18 protein-coding genes and 1 rRNA gene (1 of these 19 running past the window's edge) are annotated in these 24,079 nt (G+C 36.9%); 4 read left to right on the top strand and 15 right to left on the bottom strand.

Going from position 1 to position 24,079, the window contains the following annotated elements:
• A 16S ribosomal RNA gene (locus IGI46_RS04225) occupies positions 1 to 1,388 on the bottom strand; it reaches 171 nt to the left of the window's first position.
• 619 nt (positions 1,389 to 2,007) lie between these two features.
• On the opposite strand from IGI46_RS04225, the gene IGI46_RS04220 reads away from it, so the two are divergent.
• The 3 genes from IGI46_RS04220 (at position 2,008) to serS (ending at position 5,440) form a co-directional block, all read left to right on the top strand.
• Positions 2,008 to 2,697: a response regulator transcription factor gene (locus IGI46_RS04220; RefSeq protein WP_010758780.1), complete on the top strand. Its 690-nt coding sequence runs from the start codon at positions 2,008 to 2,010 to the stop codon at positions 2,695 to 2,697.
• Complete coding sequence (locus IGI46_RS04215) at positions 2,687 to 3,850, top strand: sensor histidine kinase (protein WP_429964924.1); 1,164 nt, start codon at positions 2,687 to 2,689, stop codon at positions 3,848 to 3,850. Before IGI46_RS04220 ends, IGI46_RS04215 begins: the two co-directional genes overlap by 11 nt.
• 318 nt (positions 3,851 to 4,168) lie before the next feature.
• Complete coding sequence (gene serS / locus IGI46_RS04210) at positions 4,169 to 5,440, top strand: serine--tRNA ligase (RefSeq protein WP_429962221.1); 1,272 nt, start codon at positions 4,169 to 4,171, stop codon at positions 5,438 to 5,440.
• 110 nt (positions 5,441 to 5,550) lie between these two features.
• On the opposite strand, the gene guaB is transcribed toward serS, so the two are convergent.
• From guaB to rsmG, 7 genes are all read right to left on the bottom strand, one after another.
• On the bottom strand, positions 5,551 to 7,035 hold the full coding sequence (gene guaB, locus IGI46_RS04205; RefSeq protein WP_429962220.1) for an IMP dehydrogenase: 1,485 nt from the start codon (positions 7,033 to 7,035) through the stop codon (positions 5,551 to 5,553).
• A 997-nt stretch (positions 7,036 to 8,032) separates the two neighbouring features.
• Positions 8,033 to 8,740, bottom strand: coding sequence for a DUF1129 domain-containing protein (locus tag IGI46_RS04200; RefSeq protein WP_429962219.1), 708 nt, complete (start codon positions 8,738 to 8,740; stop codon positions 8,033 to 8,035).
• 18 nt (positions 8,741 to 8,758) lie between these two features.
• The gene (gene ychF / locus IGI46_RS04195) at positions 8,759 to 9,859 is read right to left on the bottom strand and encodes a redox-regulated ATPase YchF (protein WP_429962218.1); all 1,101 of its coding nucleotides are present in this window, start codon (positions 9,857 to 9,859) and stop codon (positions 8,759 to 8,761) included.
• Between the two features lie 42 nt (positions 9,860 to 9,901).
• On the bottom strand, positions 9,902 to 10,087 hold the full coding sequence (locus IGI46_RS04190) for a DUF951 domain-containing protein (RefSeq protein WP_207705331.1): 186 nt from the start codon (positions 10,085 to 10,087) through the stop codon (positions 9,902 to 9,904).
• Positions 10,088 to 10,097: 10 nt separating this feature from the next.
• On the bottom strand, positions 10,098 to 10,988 hold the full coding sequence (locus IGI46_RS04185) for a ParB/RepB/Spo0J family partition protein (protein WP_207705330.1): 891 nt from the start codon (positions 10,986 to 10,988) through the stop codon (positions 10,098 to 10,100).
• Positions 10,975 to 11,742: a ParA family protein gene (locus IGI46_RS04180; protein ID WP_207705329.1), complete on the bottom strand. Its 768-nt coding sequence runs from the start codon at positions 11,740 to 11,742 to the stop codon at positions 10,975 to 10,977. The genes IGI46_RS04185 and IGI46_RS04180 overlap by 14 nt, the downstream gene beginning before the upstream one ends.
• Before the next feature lie 11 nt (positions 11,743 to 11,753).
• The gene (rsmG, locus tag IGI46_RS04175) at positions 11,754 to 12,470 is read right to left on the bottom strand and encodes a 16S rRNA (guanine(527)-N(7))-methyltransferase RsmG (protein ID WP_207705328.1); all 717 of its coding nucleotides are present in this window, start codon (positions 12,468 to 12,470) and stop codon (positions 11,754 to 11,756) included.
• Positions 12,471 to 12,725: 255 nt separating this feature from the next.
• On the opposite strand from rsmG, the gene IGI46_RS04170 reads away from it, so the two are divergent.
• A complete protein-coding gene (locus tag IGI46_RS04170) occupies positions 12,726 to 13,604 on the top strand; it encodes a shikimate dehydrogenase (protein ID WP_429962217.1) in 879 nt (292 codons plus the stop codon).
• A 1,308-nt stretch (positions 13,605 to 14,912) separates the two neighbouring features.
• Here IGI46_RS04170 and IGI46_RS04165 read toward each other — a convergent pair.
• The 7 genes from IGI46_RS04165 to rnpA all read right to left on the bottom strand — a co-directional run bounded on the left by IGI46_RS04165 (position 14,913) and on the right by rnpA (position 23,831).
• Positions 14,913 to 15,140: a hypothetical protein gene (locus IGI46_RS04165; protein ID WP_429962216.1), complete on the bottom strand. Its 228-nt coding sequence runs from the start codon at positions 15,138 to 15,140 to the stop codon at positions 14,913 to 14,915.
• A gap of 357 nt (positions 15,141 to 15,497) precedes the next feature.
• Positions 15,498 to 16,706, bottom strand: a complete 1,209-nt coding sequence (locus tag IGI46_RS04160; RefSeq protein ID WP_429964923.1) for an MFS transporter — start codon at positions 16,704 to 16,706, stop codon at positions 15,498 to 15,500.
• A 1,515-nt stretch (positions 16,707 to 18,221) separates the two neighbouring features.
• Complete coding sequence (gene mnmG, locus IGI46_RS04155; RefSeq protein ID WP_429962215.1) at positions 18,222 to 20,114, bottom strand: tRNA uridine-5-carboxymethylaminomethyl(34) synthesis enzyme MnmG; 1,893 nt, start codon at positions 20,112 to 20,114, stop codon at positions 18,222 to 18,224.
• Between the two features lie 11 nt (positions 20,115 to 20,125).
• Positions 20,126 to 21,520: a tRNA uridine-5-carboxymethylaminomethyl(34) synthesis GTPase MnmE gene (gene mnmE / locus IGI46_RS04150; RefSeq protein WP_429962214.1), complete on the bottom strand. Its 1,395-nt coding sequence runs from the start codon at positions 21,518 to 21,520 to the stop codon at positions 20,126 to 20,128.
• A 335-nt stretch (positions 21,521 to 21,855) separates the two neighbouring features.
• Entirely contained in the window at positions 21,856 to 22,587 is a 732-nt protein-coding gene (jag, locus tag IGI46_RS04145; RefSeq protein ID WP_207702401.1) for an RNA-binding cell elongation regulator Jag/EloR, read from the bottom strand.
• Between the two features lie 63 nt (positions 22,588 to 22,650).
• Positions 22,651 to 23,475, bottom strand: coding sequence for a membrane protein insertase YidC (locus IGI46_RS04140; protein ID WP_207702400.1), 825 nt, complete (start codon positions 23,473 to 23,475; stop codon positions 22,651 to 22,653).
• A complete protein-coding gene (gene rnpA, locus IGI46_RS04135) occupies positions 23,472 to 23,831 on the bottom strand; it encodes a ribonuclease P protein component (protein WP_207702399.1) in 360 nt (119 codons plus the stop codon). The genes IGI46_RS04140 and rnpA overlap by 4 nt, the downstream gene beginning before the upstream one ends.
• Positions 23,832 to 24,079: the final 248 nt, after the last annotated feature.

The following is a 24,079-nucleotide window of genomic DNA, read 5'->3' as shown; positions in this document are numbered from 1 at the left end:
CCGCGGCGTGCTGATCCGCGATTACTAGCGATTCCGGCTTCATGTAGGCGAGTTGCAGCCTACAATCCGAACTGAGAGAAGCTTTAAGAGATTAGCTTAGCCTCGCGACTTCGCGACTCGTTGTACTTCCCATTGTAGCACGTGTGTAGCCCAGGTCATAAGGGGCATGATGATTTGACGTCATCCCCACCTTCCTCCGGTTTGTCACCGGCAGTCTCGCTAGAGTGCCCAACTAAATGATGGCAACTAACAATAAGGGTTGCGCTCGTTGCGGGACTTAACCCAACATCTCACGACACGAGCTGACGACAACCATGCACCACCTGTCACTTTGCCCCCGAAGGGGAAGCTCTATCTCTAGAGTGGTCAAAGGATGTCAAGACCTGGTAAGGTTCTTCGCGTTGCTTCGAATTAAACCACATGCTCCACCGCTTGTGCGGGCCCCCGTCAATTCCTTTGAGTTTCAACCTTGCGGTCGTACTCCCCAGGCGGAGTGCTTAATGCGTTAGCTGCAGCACTGAAGGGCGGAAACCCTCCAACACTTAGCACTCATCGTTTACGGCGTGGACTACCAGGGTATCTAATCCTGTTTGCTCCCCACGCTTTCGAGCCTCAGCGTCAGTTACAGACCAGAGAGCCGCCTTCGCCACTGGTGTTCCTCCATATATCTACGCATTTCACCGCTACACATGGAATTCCACTCTCCTCTTCTGCACTCAAGTTTCCCAGTTTCCAATGACCCTCCCCGGTTGAGCCGGGGGCTTTCACATCAGACTTAAGAAACCGCCTGCGCTCGCTTTACGCCCAATAAATCCGGACAACGCTTGCCACCTACGTATTACCGCGGCTGCTGGCACGTAGTTAGCCGTGGCTTTCTGGTTAGATACCGTCAAGGGGTGAACTTTTTACTCTCACCCTTGTTCTTCTCTAACAACAGAGTTTTACGATCCGAAAACCTTCTTCACTCACGCGGCGTTGCTCGGTCAGACTTTCGTCCATTGCCGAAGATTCCCTACTGCTGCCTCCCGTAGGAGTTTGGGCCGTGTCTCAGTCCCAATGTGGCCGATCACCCTCTCAGGTCGGCTATGCATCGTTGCCTTGGTGAGCCGTTACCTCACCAACTAGCTAATGCACCGCGGGTCCATCCTCGAGTGACGCAAAAGCGCCTTTCAAAAGAAAACCATGCGGTTTTCTTTGTTATGCGGTATTAGCACCTGTTTCCAAGTGTTATCCCCCGCTCGAGGGTAGGTTACCCACGTGTTACTCACCCGTTCGCCACTCCTTTTCTTCCGGTGGAGCAAGCTCCGGTGGAAGAAAAAGCGTTCGACTTGCATGTATTAGGCACGCCGCCAGCGTTCGTCCTGAGCCAGGATCAAACTCTCATAAAAAGTGTTTGAAACAGTCTTGCGACTGTTAAGCTCAATTTAAAAATTGATTCGCTAGCAATTGCTTGCTATGTTGTTTGCTTCTATAATAGAAGCGCCCTACACATTTGGTTTGTTTTATTCGTTCAGTTTTCAAAGGTCTACTTGATAAAATCAACTGTTTCTTGTTGCATCAGCAACTTTTAAATCTTATCAGGTTGCCAGCTCAATGTCAACAACTTTCTAAACTTTTTTTTGATGAAGATTTTTTAGATTTGTTTGAGTCATTCAGATGCGACTTTGATAGAATAACTGATTTACAGTCATCTGTCAACGACTTTTTTATCAATTTGAAATTGTTTTTATTTTTTCGAACAATGAATAATATAGCAGTTTTAAAGCGGTTGGTCAATGAAAAAGAAGAAAAAAATTTCTGCTTTTTCCAAACCCGATATATATATGTTACATAACTATTTTTGTTCGTTTTTAGTTTGATATAGGGTTGTTTATTTAAAGGTATGGGTATTTTTTTCGCAATTCGTAATCTTGATTTTTCCTAAACTCATAAAGCGTATTTTCGCCTTCAATCTATTTCTCTGGTAAAATAGATACAAGAATATATTTTTATTATGGAGGTCATTATATGAAAGTATTAGTTGCTGATGATGATAAAGAGATTGTAGAACTATTAAGTATTTACTTGCATAACGAAGGTTATGAAGTCGTAAAAGCTTATGATGGAAAGGATGCACTGAGCAAACTGAGGACATCTTCAGATATTGAATTGCTTATTTTAGATATTATGATGCCAGTAATGGATGGTATGCAGGTTGTAAAGGAATTGCGTAAAGAGTCGCAAATTCCAATAATCATGCTAACTGCAAAAACAACCGATATGGATAAAATTAAGGGATTAGTAGCTGGTGCAGATGACTATGTAACTAAACCATTCAATCCATTGGAAGTTATGGCTCGTGTAAAATCATTGTTGCGCCGAACAAAAATGCAAGTAGCTGAAGATCAACCCGACATCTTAGAGATCCAATCATTGATCATCAATAAAGATTCACATGAAGTTAAAACTGTGGATGGCAAAGAAATTCAATTGACTGCTTTAGAATTTGGGATTCTTTATTTGTTAGCCAGTCATCCAAACCGTGTATTTAGTGCTGATGAAATCTTTGAACGTGTTTGGAAGCAAGAAAGCATAGTTTCTGCAAAAACCGTTATGGTTCATGTAAGTCATTTACGTGATAAGATTGAAGAGGCAACCGATGGTGAAAAAGTCATTCAAACCGTTTGGGGAGTCGGATACAAGATTGATGCAAAATAAGGTAGAAAAAAAACGGAGAGTTACTCTTACTTCAAAGGAAATTAGCGAGCTAATTGCTGAGGGCATCGTCACTATTATCATTTTACTTCTATTAAATGTTGCTATTATGGTCGTTCTTACTCAAATGATTGAAAATTCACCCAATTTGAGTGATGCTATTTACAATTCACGAAATATCTTTGCACAAAATTTCAATACCGATATTTTTTTAAGTGCTCGAAACTTTCTTTTTCCGTTTTTTTTCGTGGTTGATGCACTAGTTGTGTTTTGGCGACTGATTCGCCGTTATCGCCAAATGCAGTTAAGACATATCATTAATGAGCTGCATTATATAGCTAATGGAAATTACGATTACCGAATTCCTTTTGAATTGCGCGGTGATTTGAGTAAAGTCGTTGCTAGCATTAATGGCTTGGTTGATAGCACTGTAGCTGCAATTGAAGATGAACGTGAAATTGAAAAATCAAAAGATGAACTGATAACTAATGTCAGTCATGACATAAGAACACCTTTAACTTCCATTATAGGTTATCTTGGTCTCATTGAAGATGGACAATATCAATCAAAAGAAGAAGTTCTCAAATATACGCATATCGCCTATATTAAGGCAAAACAGATGAAGTCACTCGTTGATGACCTATTTGAATATACCAAAGTTCGTCAACCTACTGTTCCTGTCAATGCTATGTCTTTTGACATGGTGCAATTGTTAGAACAACTGGCCGCTGATTTCGAACTAGAAGCTAATAAAAAAAATATACAGATATCTGTAGAAACTTCAGAAAATAGTTTAATTATGGACGGTGATACTGAAAAACTCGTTCGCGTATTTAATAATCTTATCACTAATGCGCTTAAGTACGGTGGTCGTGCTACACGAATTGTAATGCAACTTGAAAAGGCAAATACCGAGGCTATTATAACAGTTAAAAACAATGGTATTCCTATTCCGCGTGAATCTTTGGATCAATTATTTGATCGGTTTTACCGTGTCGATGAGTCCCGATCACAAGAAATTAGTGGTACTGGTTTAGGGTTGGCTATTTCTCAAAATATTGTTAATTTGCATGGTGGTTACATTTATGCTCAATCTAATAAACAATGGACATCCTTCATTATTCATTTGCCTTTGAAAGCTAATCTAGCAAAATAACTTAAAAATTAAAGAACATTGACTTTAATTTTCTTTTTGCTTATACTGTTTATATTCATATCAATGCAGGAAACCAAGTACATAAGTTTGTCTTTTTAGAGAGTTGGTGGACGGTGTAAACCAACAGACAGCTTAAAGAAATCCAGTTTCGGAATCTGTGCTTTTTGAAAGAAAAGCCGGTAGACAGTCGATACTTGTCAAACTAAGGAGCAACCTTTTGGGTTGAACTCGGGTGGTACCGCGAAATAACACACTATTTCGTCCCAAGATTTATGGGATGGAATGGTGTGTTTTATTTTATCTAAGGAGGAAAAAAACATGTTAGATGTAAAAATGATTCGTCACAATTTTGAAGAAGTTAAAGAAAAATTGGCAACCCGCGGGGTAAAAAGTGATATACTGGAACGCTTTATTGATCTAGACGGACTTCGTCGCCAATTGTTAGTAAAAACTGAAGAATTGAAAAAGTATCGCAATGACGTATCTGGTGACATTGCCAAATTAAAACGTGAAAAATTAGATGCTGATAACAAAATTGCTGAAATGAAAGAAGTCGGCATTAAAATAAAAGAGCTAGATGAAGAAGTTGCAGAAATTGATGCACAATTAACTGAAATAGCCACTACATTGCCCAACTTACCACATACTTCTGTTCCAGTCGGAGAAGATGAAGATGATAATGTCGAAGTACGTCGTTGGAGTGTACCACGACAATTTGATTTTGAACCAAAGCCGCACTGGGAAGTTGCAGAAGGGTTAGATATACTAGATTTTGAGCGTGGTGCAAAAGTTTCTGGAAGTCGCTTTGTTTATTACAAGGGTTTAGGCGCACGATTAGAGCGTGCTGTTTATAATTTTATGTTGGATGAACATGTTTATGAACAAGGTTATACAGAGATGATTACGCCATACTTAGTCAATAGCGAGGCAATGTTTGGTACTGGTCAATTCCCTAAATTTAAAGAAGATGTCTTTCAGATTGAAGATCGTGACCTTACATTAATACCTACAGCGGAAGTGCCGTTGACAAATTATTACAGTCATGAAATTTTGGATGGTAAAGAGTTGCCTATTTATTTCACAGCATTATCTCCTTCATTTCGTTCAGAAGCCGGAAGTGCAGGCAGAGATACCCGTGGGTTAATTCGTTTGCATCAATTTCACAAAGTAGAGATGGTAAAATTCAGCGATAAAGAACATTCTTATGACGAGCTCGAAAAAATGACTCACGATGCCGAAATTCTTTTACAGAAACTAAATTTGCCGTATCGAGTGGTCGCACTTTCTACTGGTGATATGGGTTTTTCGGCTGCTAAAACTTATGATTTGGAAGTTTGGGTCCCTGCTCAAAATACGTACCGAGAAATTAGTTCATGTTCAAATTGTGAAGATTTCCAGGCAAGACGTGCAATGATCCGTTATCGTGATGAAGACGGAAAGGTTCAATATACACATACTTTAAATGGTTCTGGTTTAGCCGTTGGTCGTACTGTTACAGCCATCTTAGAAAATTATCAAAATGAAGATGGTTCTGTTACTATTCCTGAAGTTCTGGTACCATATATGGGAAATTTGGAAGCTATCAAGTAATAGACGCAACGAAGAAAATTTAGGATGGGAGCGGCGGCCATCTTTGAATTCATTTATATATAAAAAGAGGGAAGAATTCCAGGAATTCTTCCCTCTTTTTTTCACATTTTTTATTGTTCTACAGAGTAATTTGGTGCTTCTTTAGTAATTTGAACATCGTGAGGATGCGACTCTTTTAATCCGTTTCCACTCATCTGAACAAACTGCGCTTTATCTCTCAGTTCTTTCAAATTTGGTGCCCCAACGTATCCCATGCCTGATTTTAATCCACCAATCATTTGGAAAATAATATCAGAAACACTTCCTTTGTAAGCAACACGTCCCTCAATTCCTTCAGGAACCAACTTATTTGCTTCGTTTACACCACTCTGGAAATAGCGATCACTTGAGCCTTTTTCCATTGCCCCTAATGAGCCCATTCCACGATACGTTTTGAAACGACGTCCTTGATAGATTTCAAATTCCCCCGGGGATTCATCCGTACCAGCCAACATTGAACCTAGCATTACTGCATGTCCACCGGCAGCTAACGCTTTAGCAATATCTCCTGAATACTTGATACCACCGTCGGCAATAATCGCTTTTCCATACTGTCTAGCGACAGATGCAGCATCATAAATGGCCGTAAGTTGAGGAACTCCCACACCTGCTACCACACGTGTAGTACAAATAGAACCAGGACCTATCCCCACCTTTACTACATCCACACCAGCATCATAGAGTGCTTTGGCTCCTTCTGCAGTTGCAATGTTACCTGCAATTAATGTTGCATCTGGAAAATTTGATCGAATCTCTTCAATTTTGCGAAGAACACCCGCGCTATGCCCATGGGCAGTATCAATAACAATCCCATCTACTCCAGCTTCCAGTAAAGCTTCTGTACGTTCAAAGGTATCACTTGTTACACCAACCGCTGCCGCTACTAGCAAACGTCCGTGTTCATCTTTGGCTGCATTCGGAAACTCTATTACTTTTTCAATATCTTTAATAGTAATTAGTCCACTTAAACGACCTTCATCATCGACAATCGGTAATTTTTCAATTTTATGCTTTTGTAAGATTTTTTCTGCATCCTTTAGAGAAGTTCCGATCGGTGCAACCACTAAATTTTCTTTAGTCATAACTTCTGCAATTGACGTTTGAAAATTAGTAACAAAGCGCATATCCCGATTTGTAATAATTCCAACTAATTTCCGATTCTCTAAAGTTTCAACCACGGGTACACCACTAATGCGATAACGACTCATTAGGTCTTCTGCATCTTGAACTTTATGGTCAGGTGTTAAGAAAAATGGGTCAATAATTACGCCACTTTCTGAACGTTTTACCTTACGAACTTCATCTGCTTGGGCAGCAATACTCATGTTTTTGTGAACAACACCTAGTCCACCCTGACGTGCCATTGCAATTGCCATCTTACCATCTGTAACAGTGTCCATACTTGCACTCATCAAAGGAATATTCAATTTAATATTTTTTGCTAGTTGTACACTCATGTCTACTTCATTTGGCAGTACATGACTTTCCGCTGGAATTAATAGGACATCATCAAAGGTTAGACCTTTTTTTGCAAATTTCGTTTCCCAATTAGACATTGTTCGTAACCGCTCCTCTAAATTATTTTTACTGATTAAATTAACAGATGGCTTTAAGGAAGTCAACAACCTCTAGATAAATCCTCATCTAACCTTCACTTTTGGTCCATATAGCTAATTATTCTTACATCAAAATAGCTTCATGCGTCAACTTTTTAAACTACTGCTACTTACTTTCAATGTTACTAATTAAATAATGCCGTGCTTGGTTAGAAAAATCAGCTAAACGTAAATTGACAAAATGTTTACCTAGTTAATAAATACCTTTATCTACATATTTCATCATAAACTTAGGTTTATAAGTCCCAATTTTTTGTTTTTTTCAAGGGTTATCGTAAATATACAATTCTTCATCTGAATATAGCTTTTGACCATTTCTATTTTGATAACTATTAGGAGTCTATATTTTTGATTCCTTTTCCATTATCCTCATCTATAAATAGCATACCCTTCCCTAAAAAATAGTGCATACGATATTTTTATAAATTACTTACTTCTTCTAAAACAGTGATTAAAAGTACATGCATAATATTATTTTTTTACGCACATATGTTCTTTTATTTTAATTATTATTTTTTAACAACCTCTGTTGTGAACGATTTACTAAAAAATTTAGTTATTCATGTTACTGCCCTGAACAATACTTTTCAACAAGAAAAAAGCTCGTTTAAAATAGTCATTTTAATTAGTATGCTAAGTAATTTTACAAATATCGATGTTATTTGTGATTATCTAATCTCTTTTTAGTTAGTTTAGGTTTTTATCACTACAAATAACCATTATGAAGTATTTCTGAAAATTTTCATTTGTATAAAACAACTGATCAAGCTAAAAAAACTCAAACTGTGCACGAAATATACCTGTCACTCATCATTACTACTAATAGTATTTTGCTCTGCTCCCCCAGACTGCGTTTGAATTTTAAAAATAGAATATAATGTAAATTATCAATTAAATAAAAAAACACGATCTCCCCAGTTTGGAAGATCGCATTCTTTTATTTTTGTGGTCTTGGTCCAGCTAAACTGCTGACAATACCAAAACGTTTTTTTAAGAAGTAGCGAGCAGCTAGAGCTATACCACCTAACACAGCTAATACAAGTGGATCGATAATCGGATTTAAAGATGACGGTAAGAAGACTGCTCCATTGAAAATTAAAAACCAGACTAATGTCATGGATCCTAAAATCAGAATAGTTTTCCATGTCTTAGGTTTTTTAGACTTATCTGCTCCAGGTTGTTCATATTGATAAACAAACAGATACATGAAATAAAATACTAACCCACCAGTTGCTGATGCGACAACTAGGGCTGTTAGACCGTAAGTAGCTGTTTGTGTTCCACGTGAAACAAACAGAGCCATAGCTCCTGATATAAGCGCCAATAGACCAAATAGAAACATAAAATTGTCTAACCACATTAAAACAGGTTTTGTTGCTAATTCATTTTTGACTGGTTTATTAACGATAGCCTCCAAGCGTTCTGAGACCGTGCCGAAAAGTTGGCGTGCTGTTTTTCCAGTTTTCTGTTCAGCAACTAGAGTTGGTAACATATCGTACAGTGCTTCCTCTTGTTGCTCTATTGTAAAATTTGCTGCTTCTAATGATTTTTTTAAATCAAAGATATATTGCTGATTGCGTTTCGTCAGATGTGATTCTAGCTCACGATTTTCTGTCGCTAGCTCCTGCAACTTTTCTGGTTCCATCTTCTTACCCCTTTCGGCTTAAACATTGAAACGGAATAACATAACGTCGCCATCCTGTACGACATAATCTTTTCCTTCTAATCGAACACGTCCGGCTTCCTTAGCAGTATTCATACTTCCGTATTTATCTAGGTCTTCAAAAGAGACCGTTTCAGCTCTTATGAACCCTCTTTCAAAATCAGTATGAATAATACCAGCTGCTTGTGGAGCTTTCATTCCCTTACGGAAAGTCCAAGCCCTGACTTCTTGCTCGCCAGCTGTGAAATAAGTTGCCAGTCCCAACAGATCGTAAGCAGTCCGAATTAGCTGATCCAAACCTGATTCTTCAACTCCCATTGCTTCTAAGAACTCTTCTTTGTCTTCATCATCTAATTCAGAAATCTGCTCCTCTGCTTCAGCACTAATTATAATTACTTGAGAATTTTCAGTTGTTGCAAAATTGCGTACTTCCTGAACGTAATGGTTTTTATCAGGATCTGCAACTGTTTCTTCATCAACATTCGCTACATACAAAACTGGTTTACTAGTTAGCAAAAACAGACCTTTAACAAGGTGCTGTTCTTCATCATTGAATTCAATCGTACGTGCTGATTTTCCTTCTTCTAAAACAGGTTTGATTTTATCCAGTATGGCTAGTTCAGCTACTGCATTTTTTTCTTTAGTTTTAGCAACCTTTGCAACTCGTGCATAACGTTTGTTTATAGAATCTAAATCAGCTAGCACAAGCTCCAAGTTGATTGTTTCAATATCCTCTATTGGATCTACCCGTCCTTCAACATGAGTGATGTTCTCATTGTCAAAACAGCGTACCACATGACATATCGCATCTACTTGACGAATATGGCTCAAAAACTGGTTGCCCAGCCCTTCTCCCTTGCTAGCACCTTTAACTATTCCAGCAATATCAGTAAATTCAAAAGTAGTTGGTACTGTTTTCTTAGGCTTTACTAGTTCTGTTAATCTTTCTAAACGCCAATCCGGTACTTCAACCATCCCTACGTTGGGGTCAATTGTTGCAAAGGGATAATTGGCTGCTTCAGCTCCTGCTTTCGTGATTGCATTAAATAAAGTTGACTTTCCAACATTGGGTAAGCCAACGATTCCGGCTGTTAAGGCCATTCTTTTCATCTCTTTCTATATAAGATAAGTATTGCTTTATTTCTAGCTTACTTTCTTTTCAAGTATTTTTTTCATTTTTTTCTCAAAATCACGACGAGTCATCATCACAACGTGACCACAATTAACACATTTAATTTTAATATCTGCTCCCATGCGCACAATTTCCCAACGATTAGTTTGGCAAGCATGCGGCTTTTTCATTTCAACAATATCACCTAAATCATACATAGTATTCCTCCTATGCTTCATCAAAATGAATACTTAAAATGTCTAAGATTCGTGTCAAATCATCCGGTGACAAGTACTCAATTTCAATTTTTCCCTTGCCATCCTTTTCAACGATTTCAACACTAGTTCCGAATTTATCCATTAAGCGATCTTCACTTTCTCTTAGATAATACGGTTTTTCCTTGGACAAACGAGGGCCCTTTTTCTTCTCTTTTGTTTTGCCCTCATTGTATTCTGTTACTATTTGTTCTAGTTGACGAACAGTTAAACTTTCTTTCACTGCACGATTAGCCAATTTCAATATTTGATCTTTTTTCTTTAATCCTAGAAGAGTTCTAGCTTGTCCCATTGAAAGGCGCTCATCCTGAACCATCTCTTTTACTAGTTTTGGCAGCGTCAATAAACGTAGATAATTGGCGATATAAGGACGACTCTTTCCTAATCGCACAGCAACATCTGCTTGTGTCAATTTTAAGTTCTTCATCAGCATATCGTAGGCTTCTGCTTCTTCTAAAGGATTCAGATCTTCACGTTGCAAATTTTCCAATACGGCAATTTGCATCATGGCCTCTTCATCAAATTCACGAACAATGGCTGGAATGTTTTCTTTACCTGCTAATTTTGAAGCACGAAAACGGCGTTCACCTGCAATTAATTCATAACCCTTTACTGCTGATTTTCTAACAATAATTGGTTGGAATACACCAGACTGCTCAATCGAATTAGCTAACTCCTGCAGTGATGTCTCATCAAATGACTTCCGCGGTTGATAAGGATTTGGACGTAATTCGCTGAGGGGAATTTCGATAATTTGATCATTTTTCATGTCAACCTCTTCAATTTCTGATAGGTCTTGAAATAACGCATCAATCCCTCGACCTAAACCTTTATTTTTGCTCACGATCTAACACTTCCTTTGCTAGCGTCTGATACACTTCCGCACCTTTTGAACGTGGGTCATAGTCAATAATCGGTTTGCCATGACTTGGTGCTTCAGACAACCGAACATTACGTGGGATAATCGTATCGTAAACTTTCTCTTGGAAATAGCGGCGAACCTCTTCCACTACCTCCGCACCTAAGTTAGTTCGAGCATCATACATGGTTAACAATACACCTTCAATCTCAAGTTCCGGATTAAAGTGTTTTTGAACAAGCCGAACTGTATTTAATAGTTGACTTAGTCCCTCTAATGCATAGTACTCACACTGAACTGGGATCAAAATTGCATCACTGGCTGTAAAAGCATTGATAGTTAAATGACCCAGCGACGGTGGACAGTCAATTAAGATAAAATCATAATCATCACTAACGTCTTTAAGTGCTCCTTTTAAGCGAGACTCTCTTGCCATCATGGAGGTCAATTCAATTTCTGCCCCAGCTAGTTGAAGAGTTGCCGGAACAATAGACAAGTTTTCTCTTTCAGTTTGGATGATTGTTTCCTTAATTGGAACTTCATTAACTAAGACATCGTAAATATCTTCTTTCACGTCTGGCTTTCTAATTCCCAGCCCGCTGGTTGCGTTACCTTGCGCATCGCTATCAATTAAAAGGACTTTTTTTCCAATGAAGGCTAAACAAGCTCCTAAATTAACAGTAGTAGTAGTCTTGCCGACACCGCCTTTTTGATTTGCGACAGAAATAATGCGTGCCATGTACTTTCCTCCTATTTCAATGGTTGCTTATTAGGCATTCCCGGTTTTCGCGGATACTTCTTGGGTGTTTCCTTTTTCTTTTGTATAGTCAAAATATAACGACTACCCCCATCTTTAGGCAAAGAAACATCTTGTTCATAAACTAATTTTCCACCTAAAACAGCAATTGCTTTTTTCGCTTCCTCAAGCTCTTCCTCGCTTTTGGCTGCTTTTAACGCAAAAAAATATCCCTGTTTTTTAACTAAAGGAAGACAAAGTTCAGCCAAGACATTTAGGCGTGCTACAGCACGAGCAGTGACAAAATCAAAAGATTCCCTCAACATCTCTTTTTGAGCAAATGTTTCCGCACGATCATGATATAAAAAAACATCCTCTAATCCAAGTTTCTCTACTAATTCGGTAAGGAAAGTGATTCTTTTATTTAAGGAATCTACGATAGTAACTTGCAATTGCGGACAAACAATTTTCAAAGGAATGCTTGGAAAACCCGCACCTGCTCCCACATCACATAATGATCCGTCAGCTTGAAATTCTTCAGAAAAAAGTAAAGTCAAAGAATCGTAAAAATGTTTTAAATACACTTCTTCTTTTTCCGTAATTGCTGTCAAATTCATTTTTTGATTCCACTCAACAAGGAGTCTATAATAAGCGGAAAATTGCTCCATTTGTGCACTGTTTACTTCCAGGCCATGTTTAGCTAATTCTGCTTGAAATTCTTCTGGCTTCATAGAAAATCCTCTCATATTGTGAAACAGATAAAATGTTTCACAGACTAACCTCTACTTTAACGCAAAATCCCTTTTGATGCAATGCCTTAGCTACGTTTCACAGATTGAATAAAGAAAGTTTTAACCACAAAACAACTAAGCTAGACTTATATAAAAATTCTTTATCTAACTTATCAAAATAAAGCATTAGTACTAATGTGTTCCCTACCGTAAAATGACTATGTAACTAAATATAAAGAAGTGAGGGTACTATTTATGACTGAACGATTAACCGGACACACATTATTGATTGGTTTAATGGCCTATCCAATTCGTCACAGCATGTCTCCTACAATGCATAATGAAGCATTTGCTAAACTAGGTCTTGACTATGCTTACTTAGCTTTTGAGGTTGAAAACGAGCAGCTAAAAGATGCTGTTCAAGGTATCCGTGCTTTAGGTTTGCGTGGTTCGAATGTCTCCATGCCTAACAAACAAGAAATTATCCAATATCTAGATGAAGTTTCTCCCGAAGCCCAACTAATTGGTGCAGTAAATACTGTAACTAATAAAGACGCCAAAGGGTACTTAGTAGGATATAATACTGATGGTATTGGTGCAATGGAAGCCTTGAAAGATGAAGACGTCGAAGTGAAAGATGCTATCATCACTTTGACAGGTGCTGGGGGAGCCGGAACTGCAGTAGCTGTCCAAGCCGCTTTTGAAGGAGCTAAAGAAGTTCGCATCTTCAATGTGAACGATGGTGTTTTTGAGAACGCTAAAGAAACAGCAAAGAAAATTAATGAACACACTCAATGTATTGCAACTGCAACTGACTTGGTCGATCAAGATGCATTCAAAAAGTCTATTGCCGAAAGCTCTATTTACATTGATGCAACTGGCGCCGGAATGAAACCGTTAGAGGACGTTAGCCTAATTGAAGATCCAACAATGATCAGACCAGATTTAGTAATTTTTGATGTGGTATACTCTCCAAGAGAAACAAAATTATTGAAATTTGCTAAAGAACATGGTGCTAAAAAAGCAATTAATGGTTTAGGAATGATGCTTTATCAAGGAGCTGCAGCCTTCAAATTGTTTACAGATGAAGATATGCCTGTCGCTTATATTAAAAACTTACTTTTTAATGAATAAATAACTCTAATTAGCTTTAAGTGCACAGGAATGATGATTCTTGTGTACTTTTTTATCTTTCGCAAAATAAAAATTTCCAACTTTTTTTGCATAAATATACATAATTGTTTTAATGGTCAACCCCCTGTTGTATAACAAATCTTTCGAATTGAGTTTGCCATATCAAAGTTACATAATTTTATACTTACACTCTTTTTATTCCCCTAAAAAATTTCACGATATTATCAATCAAGTACCGACAAAAGACAATTAATATAGTAGTCTCTACTTTTTTATACAAAAAAAGCCTGTCTAGCGTTATTTTGTATAAGCAAATGTTTCACATGAAACACTTTCTAATCTATATTGTTTAATACAAAATTACTAAACAGAGAACTACAGTTCAATTTTGCGAATAATAAGGCATGTGGTATATTGTTGATTTTTACTACAAGATGCTTTTCTATTAAAAACGATAAATTTCCACATATCACAGGTACAAGGAAGAGTAATTAATTAAGTAAATTGGAATTTTAAAATACAAACACTCACTACAACTTTACTACTTGAATAGCTAACAGATAATCTTCATTCCTCATGAACCCGTTCGAAGATACCCGCAAATACCGATATATAATACTTTTTTACATATTTTAATCAATCATCGTCATCCTTTCTAAAGTTAGTCCAGAAGCACCTTTGAAAAACCGGTTTTAAAATAACTCCAAACATGCATTAACATGCATTTAAATAACATTAAAACACAATATTTTCTTTGTGCTAAACTACTGAAAAATTATTGCGATTTAAGTGTTTAATAAGGCCTTCACATAAAAATCAATAGTTTTTAATTAATACTCTCGTACCAATAATTCAAACGCGCAGTTCATAATGTTAATCTTTAGTCAACTCAAGCTTTTTGATTTGAAATAATGATTAGATTAAAATTCAACTAAACTTTTTCGCTTTTTACACAATTTTTGTTTAGTGATCCTATTTTCTTTCTAATTCAACAGAAGTCTTACTATTTCTTATAATAACAAAAGATTTTAGCCTCTGTAATATATAAAATTCAAAAGAAGAATTCCTGCACAAATAACTGCTAGAAAACTCAAGCTTTAGTAACAAATGAAAGAAAAAGGTATTGTGTAAAAAAAAAATTAAGCACAGCAATTTGCTGTTACCTGAATATTCGTACCAGTAAAACTTTATCTTTTTTTTAAAATTCATTTTTAATGTTTCATGTGAAACAATTGAAGGTTTAGATAAAAGTTTAAATAACGCACTAGTTAGTGTTAAAGAACAAAAAAGTTTTGAATCACTCTCGTTTTATTCAATGATTTTTTTTATTTTGAATGCATTAGTCGTTTCTTTTGATTCTTCTTGATCGGACAAATCAAATAATATATGTTCACCCTTGACAGGGTCTTCTACAATTACTAATTTACCTGCTGACTTACGCTGATCTTTTACAATTTGGGCCTCTTTAATCAGCTCTTTAGGATCTTTTTTAGCTGCTATTGCATTTCCTAAATTAAAAAAAACAGTCTCTTCCATACACTATTCCTCCTCTGTATACTTAACATTATCAAAATATCAGCTACCTTTTTACTTAATATTCATCTTCCTTAACAAAATAGTGTCCGCTCAATATATCTATTATAACCTTTTAATTTGTGCTGATGCCAATTCAAGTCTTACCAGTAAAAGATTTATTTTGATCACTTAAATTTACAGAATAGGCATCCTTATTGTTCTCAAAAAAACTTAAGAATCAATCTTAGGCTTTTATACAAAAATAGAAAAGCTAGAAACTTCGATAAAAGATTTCTAGCTTTAGATTTTAGCTGCCCTTACAGACCTCTCCATTTGAAAAAATCTCTTACAATAGAAAATCATGCATTAAAAATCTTCTTAATCAGAACCATCGAGCATACTTTCTCCTTGTAACTGTTTATCGTAATTTTTTGCTGGAACAATGAGCCAATTTATAATGGCACACAAGATAATACCGAGTCCTGCAATGACAAATACATTTTCTACACCAATGCGATCTGCTATTGGGCCTGTGAAAATTAAACCCAATGATGCTAATAAACTCAATAAAGCCATCACTACACCCATGATTCTTCCAATCTGATTGACTGGAAAGCTCTGCTGGATCATAGCCATTAATAAGGAATCAAAAAATGGAGCAGCTATACCTGTAAAAGCACTCAAAATCATAAACCAAACCAATCCCGATTGATTTGACGGCAACAGACCACCAGCTGCGAACGTGATACCAATCACTAGATAAGAAATTAGTAAAGGCTTCATTCGATCCTTCCAGTTTCCAAACACGCCAATAATTGATCCGCCCACCAACATGCCAACTGAATAAATCATTTGAACCAATCCTGCGTTGCTGACCGTCCCATCAAAATAGCCCATGGTCATTAAAGGATACATGCTGGCTGCTGGCATAATGAAAATGGAAGACAAAGCGCCAATCAGCACAATGATCCATAAGCCATTTTTACTTCGAAGGTCTTTGATCCCTTGTTTCGTCTCTTCAAGCGCAAGCGTATTCCCAGAATGCTCCGAGGTCTTCGGTATTTTTACAAAAATCAATAACAGCAGACCTAATAATGCACCTAAAACGTCCAAAAGTAACAATAGATGCAATGGCATGAGCGCAAAAAGAAACGCCCCAATTCCTGGAGCAATGATTCGATTGGCGGATTGAACCATGCCTAATTGCCCATTCACTTTTGTCAATTCTTTTCTTGGCGCAAGGGTTGGTAGAATGGCTAGAATCGTCGGTGTTTGAAACGTTTGAGTTACCGCTCGGACAAATAGAGAGATAAAAATCAGCCAAAATGGGAATGTTCCTGTAACGATTCCTGTAACAGATAGAATAATCGCAAATAAAGCCGCAATTAAATCCGGAATAATCAACAGTCCCTTTTTATTCAAGCGATCCACATAGGGGCCTACGAAAGGACTCAAGACAATCATAGGCAGCATACCTAATAATGTCGCAAAGCTTAGCATCGTTGCAGACCTGGTTTGTTCAGTTAGATACCAGATGATTGCATACTGAACGGTCATACTCGTGATACCCGTTAAAAATTGACTCATTAAAAATAAATGAATATTTAAGAGCCATTGACGCTTCGTGTTACTTTTTTTCAAGGTGAAACCCTCCTAAAATTAAAAATCGGATTCGCCTTCACGCAAGTGTTATCAACGGTTCGATTGAAACCGTTAGTTATGGATGTCTAAAAGAGAGTAGTCAAATAAAGCACACAAAAAGCTAGGATCTCTCCTAGCCCTCAATGGTATTATTCAACTGACACTCGATATAAGCAAGTTCATATGAATGATGATTGAGAATGTAAGAATATCTATAGACACGCCAAATAAACGCTTGCTTATCGGCTATTAAATTCATCTAGTTAGACATTGTTACGCTCAAAAATACAACCCCGTTCATCTAATAAACTTTGCTCAACTCTTAAATTCTTCTCAGTAAATATACTATATTTTCTTTATTAATGTCAAGGTGCGTTATTTAGACTCTCAACTTTCTATGATTTTTAAAGTTTCTCACCGATTTTTACTAGTATTCAACCAAACTTCTCTTTGAATATTTTAGTTATTTATTGAATCCCGTAATTTACTAAGAAAGAGAACGTATCCTCGCATTATTCTCACTCTTTCTAATTTAAAGCACATCATTTACTTTGAATTGAAACCTTTCATATTTTATAACAAATAATACCCTCAGAATTTGATACATAAAACTCTTCAATCGCATATTTCATTTTCAAATAAAAATAGATTTTCAATGTCGTTCCTTAACTAAAAGAAATATCCGTCATTCCATTAGCTTTCAGAAGGTATGACTTGCGATAAAAAATAAACAGAGAAAAAAACTAGAAACCTCGATAAAAGGCTTCTAGCTTTAGATTTTATTTTTATCCAATAGACCTTTTTATATACAACGATGTTATTTAATAGATCCAAGTAGGTATTTTTATCAAGCTATTTCAATCTTTATGCGGTTATAAAATCCCGATAAACGCACATAACTCCACCTAACATCACTGACCATCAACGCCAATATCCATGTCCTCTAATTGTCCTATCTTATAGTATTTTATGTGCCAATACTATCAAACTATTATGAACTCAAACAAAAAATGTAGTGATCTTGTCCAAAAAACATTGAAAATTGTATTCTTCATGAAAAGCTACGTTTAGGCATCCGAGATAAAAATTTTAGTAAAAGTATAGTCTTTGTAATGCTGTTTTGAAAAGTGAAACCCAATACTTGTATAAATCATATGCTAACAACGTGAGGAAGAAAGTAGCAAATCACTTTTCAGACATGAAGATTATCAAAGTACATGACTTTAGAAAAACGAATACATCGCTTCTTCTTGAAAGTGGTGCTACTATCAAAGACATATCTCAATGACTTGACCACGAGCCCACAAAAATAACGACCAACATCTACATTATAGTAACTCAGACCAAGCAAGATGAAATGTCCGCTAATCTTGCTAAATATATGGTTTTTTAAAACGTATGGCATTCAATCACTTTTGAGTGTTTCACATGGAACACAGGAATAGCTTGGTATCAAGTTATTCAGGCTTTTACTTTAGCTATTTTCCCTTGTTCAATGTAGACCATTAATATACTAATATCTGCGGGATTTACGCCACTTATTCGACTAGCTTGTGCTATTGTTCTAGGTTGAATTTTTTTCAATTTTTGACGAGCTTCTGTTGCTAGACCATTAATTGCTTCATAATCAATTCGGTCAGGAATTTTTTTGGCTTCCAGACGTTTTAACTTTTCTACCTTTTCCATTGCTTTTTTAATATAACCTTCGTATTTAATTTGAATTTCTACCTGCTCAACTTCTTTAGCAGTTAATCCATCGTTAGAAGGTATAAATTGCAGAACTTCATGATAAGTGATTTCTGGACGTTTCAAAAAATCAGCTGCTAGAACACCATCTTTTAATTCAGCACTACTCTTTCCGCGTAAAAAGCTTTGAACCTCTGGTGTTGGTTTAATACGAATCTTTTGCAAACGACTAATTTCTTTTTCAACATTTGCTTTTTTGACTAAATATCGTTGGTGTTGCTCCTCATTAACCAGTCCAAATTTATATCCAAATTCTGTTAAACGAAGGTCAGCATTATCATGCCGCAATATCAAACGATATTCTGCTCTTGATGTTAATAAACGGTAAGGTTCGTTCGTACCTTTGGTTACTAGATCATCGATCATTACGCCAATATACCCATCACTACGCTTCATGATAAATGGTTCTTTGCTTTGGATTTTTAAAGCTGCGTTAATTCCTGCAATCAATCCTTGTCCAGCAGCTTCCTCATAGCCGCTGGTACCATTAGTTTGTCCAGCAGTATAAAGGTTTGCAACAACTTTTGTTTCTAATGTTGGTCGCAATTGATGAGGTGCAACCATGTCGTATTCAATTGCATAACCTGTACGCATCATTTCAGCCTGTTCCAGGCCTTCAATTGAATGCAAGACATCATTTTGTACATCTTCAGGTAATGAAGTTGAAAGTCCTTGCACGTATACTTCTTCTGTATGCAATCCTTCTGGCTCTAAAAATAATTGGTGACGGTTTTTATCAGAAAAACGAACAATTTTATCCTCGATAGAAGGGCAATATCGAGCACCTACCCCTTCCACTATTCCTGTAAACATTGGTGCTCGATAAAGATTTGCTTGAATAATTTCATGACTTTTAGGATTAGTATAAGTTAACCAACAAGGTACTTGATCTTGGTTATATGATTCATCTGGCGTTTCATAACTAAAATGATTAGGCGCTTCGTCTCCTGGTTGTATTTCAGTTTTAGTGTAGTCAATGGAACCTGATTTCACCCGAGGAGGTGTCCCTGTTTTGAAACGATGAATTTCAAAACCTAATTCCTTTAAACTATCCGCTAGCTTAATTGACGGTTGTGAATTATTGGGTCCAGAAGAATATTTCAATTCACCAATAATAATTTCACCTCGCAGGGCTGTTCCAGCTGTAATAATGACTGCTTTAGCAGAATGTATTGCACCAGTGGCTGTCACTATTCCTTTACAAATTCCATCCTCCACTACTAAGCGATCAACCACACCTTGTTTCAGAGTTAAATTTTTTTCTTTTTCAATAGTATGTTTCATTTCTTCAGCATATGCATGTTTGTCTGCTTGAGCTCTTAAAGCACGCACTGCTGGACCTTTGCCAGTATTTAGCATGCGCATTTGAATGTATGTTTTATCAATGTTTTTACCCATTTCTCCGCCTAATGCATCAATTTCACGGACAACAACTCCTTTAGCAGGACCTCCAATAGATGGATTACAAGGCATAAAAGCTACCATTTCCAAATTAATTGTAATTAACAGAGTTTTTGATCCCATACGAGAAGCAGCTAATGCTGCTTCCGAGCCAGCATGACCAGCTCCTACTACTATTACATCATAAGCTTCTGCTTGATATTCCATATCTCTCTCCTTTATTTTCCTAAACAGAATTGACTAAACAATTGAGTAATTAACTCATCTTGAACACTATCTCCGACAATCTCACCTAAATAGTCCCAACAACGCGTCATATCAATTTGAATAAGATCGACGGGCATACCAGCCTCAATTCCACTTTGAACCTCTTTAAGAGCCTGTGAGGCGTTCTCCAGCAGTGCAATGTGCCGAGTATTAGAGACATATGTTGCGTCTTTCTCACCAGTTTTTCCACCAAAAAACAAGGCAGCAATTGCTTCTTCTAATTGATCCAAACCATCTTGCTTTAAAACAGATATTGCCAATAATTCATCTTCTTCAGTTAGCCGTTTTAATTCATCACGCTCCAATTTAGAAGGAATATCTGTTTTGTTCAACAATATAATCCGTTTTAAATCTTGAGTAGTCTCCAGCAGCTTGTAATCTTCTGATGTCAGATACTCACCTTGGTTTAATACCAGCAAGATCAAGTCTGCTTCGCTTAACGCTTTACGGCTTCGCTCCACTCCAATACGTTCAACAATATCTTCTGTTTCACGAATCCCCGCTGTATCAACTAATTTAAGCGGTACACCACGGACATTGACATATTCTTCGATCACATCCCTGGTAGTTCCTGCAACGTCGGTAACAATTGCTTTTTCCTCATGCAACAAGTAATTCAATAAACTTGATTTGCCCACATTTGGACGTCCAATGATCGCCGTGCTTAATCCTTCTCGTAATATTTTTCCTTGTTTAGCATTAAGCAGTAATGCATCAAGTTGCTGACCTACTTGAGCCGCTTTTTCTACTAATAATCGCGCAGTCAATTCTTCAACATCATCATATTCAGGATAATCTATATTTACTTCAACCTGAGCTAAGGTTTCAAGGATTTCTTGACGCAATTGACGAATTAATCTAGATAAATTACCATCTAATTGATTAATAGCAACATTCATCGCCCTATCTGTTTTTGCACGGATCAAGTCCATGACTGCCTCAGCTTGAGATAAGTCTACTCTTCCATTTAGAAATGCGCGTTTGGTAAATTCTCCTGGTTCCGCCAAACGAGCTCCTTCACGCAGCATTAACTGCAGCAATTCATTAACTACCACAATACCTCCATGACAGTTAATTTCTACAACGTCTTCTCTAGTGAAAGTTTTTGGGGCTCGCATAACACTAACCATAACTTCATCAATCAGTTGTTGATTATTCGGGTCCACAATATGTCCATAGTGGAGAGTATGACTAGCTACTTTCTTCAGTGTCTTTTTACCACTCTGAAATACTTTATCGGCAATCTCCACTGCTTGATCGCCACTTAAACGAACAATGCTGATAGCCCCTTCCCCAGGAGGGGTAGAAATAGCTGCAATTGTGTCAAATTCCAAGATCTCTGCCACAAAAAATCCTCCTTAAATACACAAAAAAAGTGCCCACTCCACCCCTTTATATAGGGGTGGACTTAGCACTTTGACTGCTGTCTCTTTATACTTGTGCTAGATTAGCACATTTTATTTTCTTTTTCAAGTTGAAAAAACCCCCGCCACGACGAGGGTCATATCAAAGTAGACACAATTCTGTCGTATACCTTGATAAGAATGATTTCTACCACAATATACTTGCTTTCCAGTTCTTTGTCAATCAGTTCTGAAGGATTTAAATGAGAAACTGTTGAAATCATCTCTTTTAAGTCACAAAAAAACCGTATCACAGGGACACGGTTATCTATTATTTATTAAAAGTATTTTTTTGCAGGTTCTACCACCAGATAGCGATAAGGCTCTTCACCTTCAGAATGTGTCTTGATGTACTCATCATAACTTAATGCTGAGTGGATCATCTTGCGTTCAAAAGCCGGCATTGGTTCTAAAAATACTGGTCGTCCCGTTTCTTTGACTTTTTCTGCAGTACGTTTAGCTAATCTAACAAGTACTTCTTCACGTTTTTGGCGGTAATTGCCTACATTAACTACCACTGATAGTTTATTTTTTGCTACTCGATGAACAAATACCTGTGCTAAATACTGCAAAGCATTTAATATTTTTCCATGTTTACCAATTAACATCCCTTGCTTATCTGTTTCCAAGTTTAAAATCATTAAGCCATTGTCTCCACGATCAACCTTGACTAAAGCAGGAACCCCCATTTCTTTAGTTACCTCAGTTAAGTAAACAGCTAATTGTTTTAAAGCTTCCTCATTATCTAATTCCGTTAGAGTATCAGATAAATCGACTTCAGCAATTTTTTCTCTCACTACTGTTTCTGTCACAACTTCTTCTACAGCTTCGCTGATTTCTTCAGAAACAGTTGGTTCAATAGAAACTTGCGCATTCTTTTTACCAATTCCTAAAAAACCTTTTTTTCCTTCACCCAAGATGTTGATCTCTACTTCATCTTTTGTTAACCCTAGAACATCTAATCCATGCTTGATTGCTTCGTCAATCGTTGCACCTTCATAAACAGGCATTCACCATTACCTCCTTGTTCTATTTCTTGGCCATGTATCAAACTATTTTCTGATATAAAGGCTCTATTTCTTACGTTTTTTCTTCTTAGGATTCTTTGCCCTTTCCAATGCTCGCTCACGCTGACGAATCCGTTGTGCTTCTTCTGCTCTTTCCTGACGAATTTTAAACGGGTTGTTTAAAAGTAGTGTCTGTACCGTTTGGAAAGCATTTGATACCACCCAATAAAGTGATAATCCACTAGCCAAATTCATTCCCATAACAAAAATCATTACTGGCATGAAGAAATTCATAATTTTAGTCGTCGGATTCGATTCCAGTTGACTCATACTTGACAAGTACGTACTAGCAAAAGTAAAAATAGCCGCTAAAATAGGCAAAATAAAGTATGGATCTGGACGGCTCAAATCTAACCACATAAACTGCCCTTGTCTTAGTGCTGGGATACGCAAGATTGATTGATATAAGGCAATCATTACTGGCATCTGAACTAACAGCGGTAGACACCCTGCATAAGGATTTACATTGTGTTCAGCGTACAGTTTTTTTGTTTCTGCTTGAAGTTTGGCTTGTGTCTCTTGATCACGAGATGCGTATTTTTGTTGAAGCGCTTTGATTTTTGGTTGCAAATCTTGCGTTTTACGCATGCTTTTAGTCTGGAAGTGCATCAATGGCATTAAGATAACCCGAATAATCAGAGTAAATAATATAATACCAATCCCGACATTGCCAAAGGATAACCCCTTAATCGCCTCACCAAAATAATAGATAATGTAACGACTCCAAATGCCGGTACTCGTTGAATCTACGTCACCGGTACCACAGGCAGATAGCAAAACTACCAGCGAAAGTAATCCTGCCATTAAAAGTATTCGATTGTATTTCTTCACTTAATTCTGTTCCCTTCCTCATTCAATATTTTTGCTAACTTTAGTACGTGTATCAAATTAGAGCGCACTTCTTCATAGGAAAGACTTTTTATTGCTGGGCGAGCAATGACTATAAAATCAAGTCTAGGATCAATTGTTGGCGATAATTCTTGCAGAACTGCTCGAATAAGCCGCTTTACACGATTCCTGTTCACAGCATTCCCTACTTTTTTACCTACAGAAAGTCCCACTCTAAAATGGGTTTGATCAGAAGGTTCTAATCGATAAACTACAAATTTGCGATTGGCAAAGGAAGTTCCCTCCTGAAAAACTCTTTGAAATTCTTTCTCTTTTTTTACACGGTATGCTTTTTTCATTCAGCTTCCTTCGTTTCTTTAAATCTATACTTATCAATAATACCATACTTCAAATTAAGGATTCACCTCATTTAAATGAAAAAAGAAAAATAGATCCTTTTGCATAAAAAAAGCTCCACGAACAAGTTCGGCTTTTTCGCTTAAGATCGATAAAGCTAGTTCGTGAAGCTAGACATCTTTAAACTTACTATGTATTTAGAAGTTTATTCGGCCATTTTCATTAAAAAGAAAAAACCACTGGACCGGCA

It is taken from the genome of Enterococcus sp. AZ163, from assembly GCF_050498925.1.
Classification (GTDB): Bacteria; Bacillota; Bacilli; order Lactobacillales; family Enterococcaceae; genus Enterococcus_A; species Enterococcus_A ferrettii.
The sequence above is the reverse complement of the archived record's forward strand: the minus strand, read 5'-3'. Positions and strand labels throughout refer to the sequence as shown.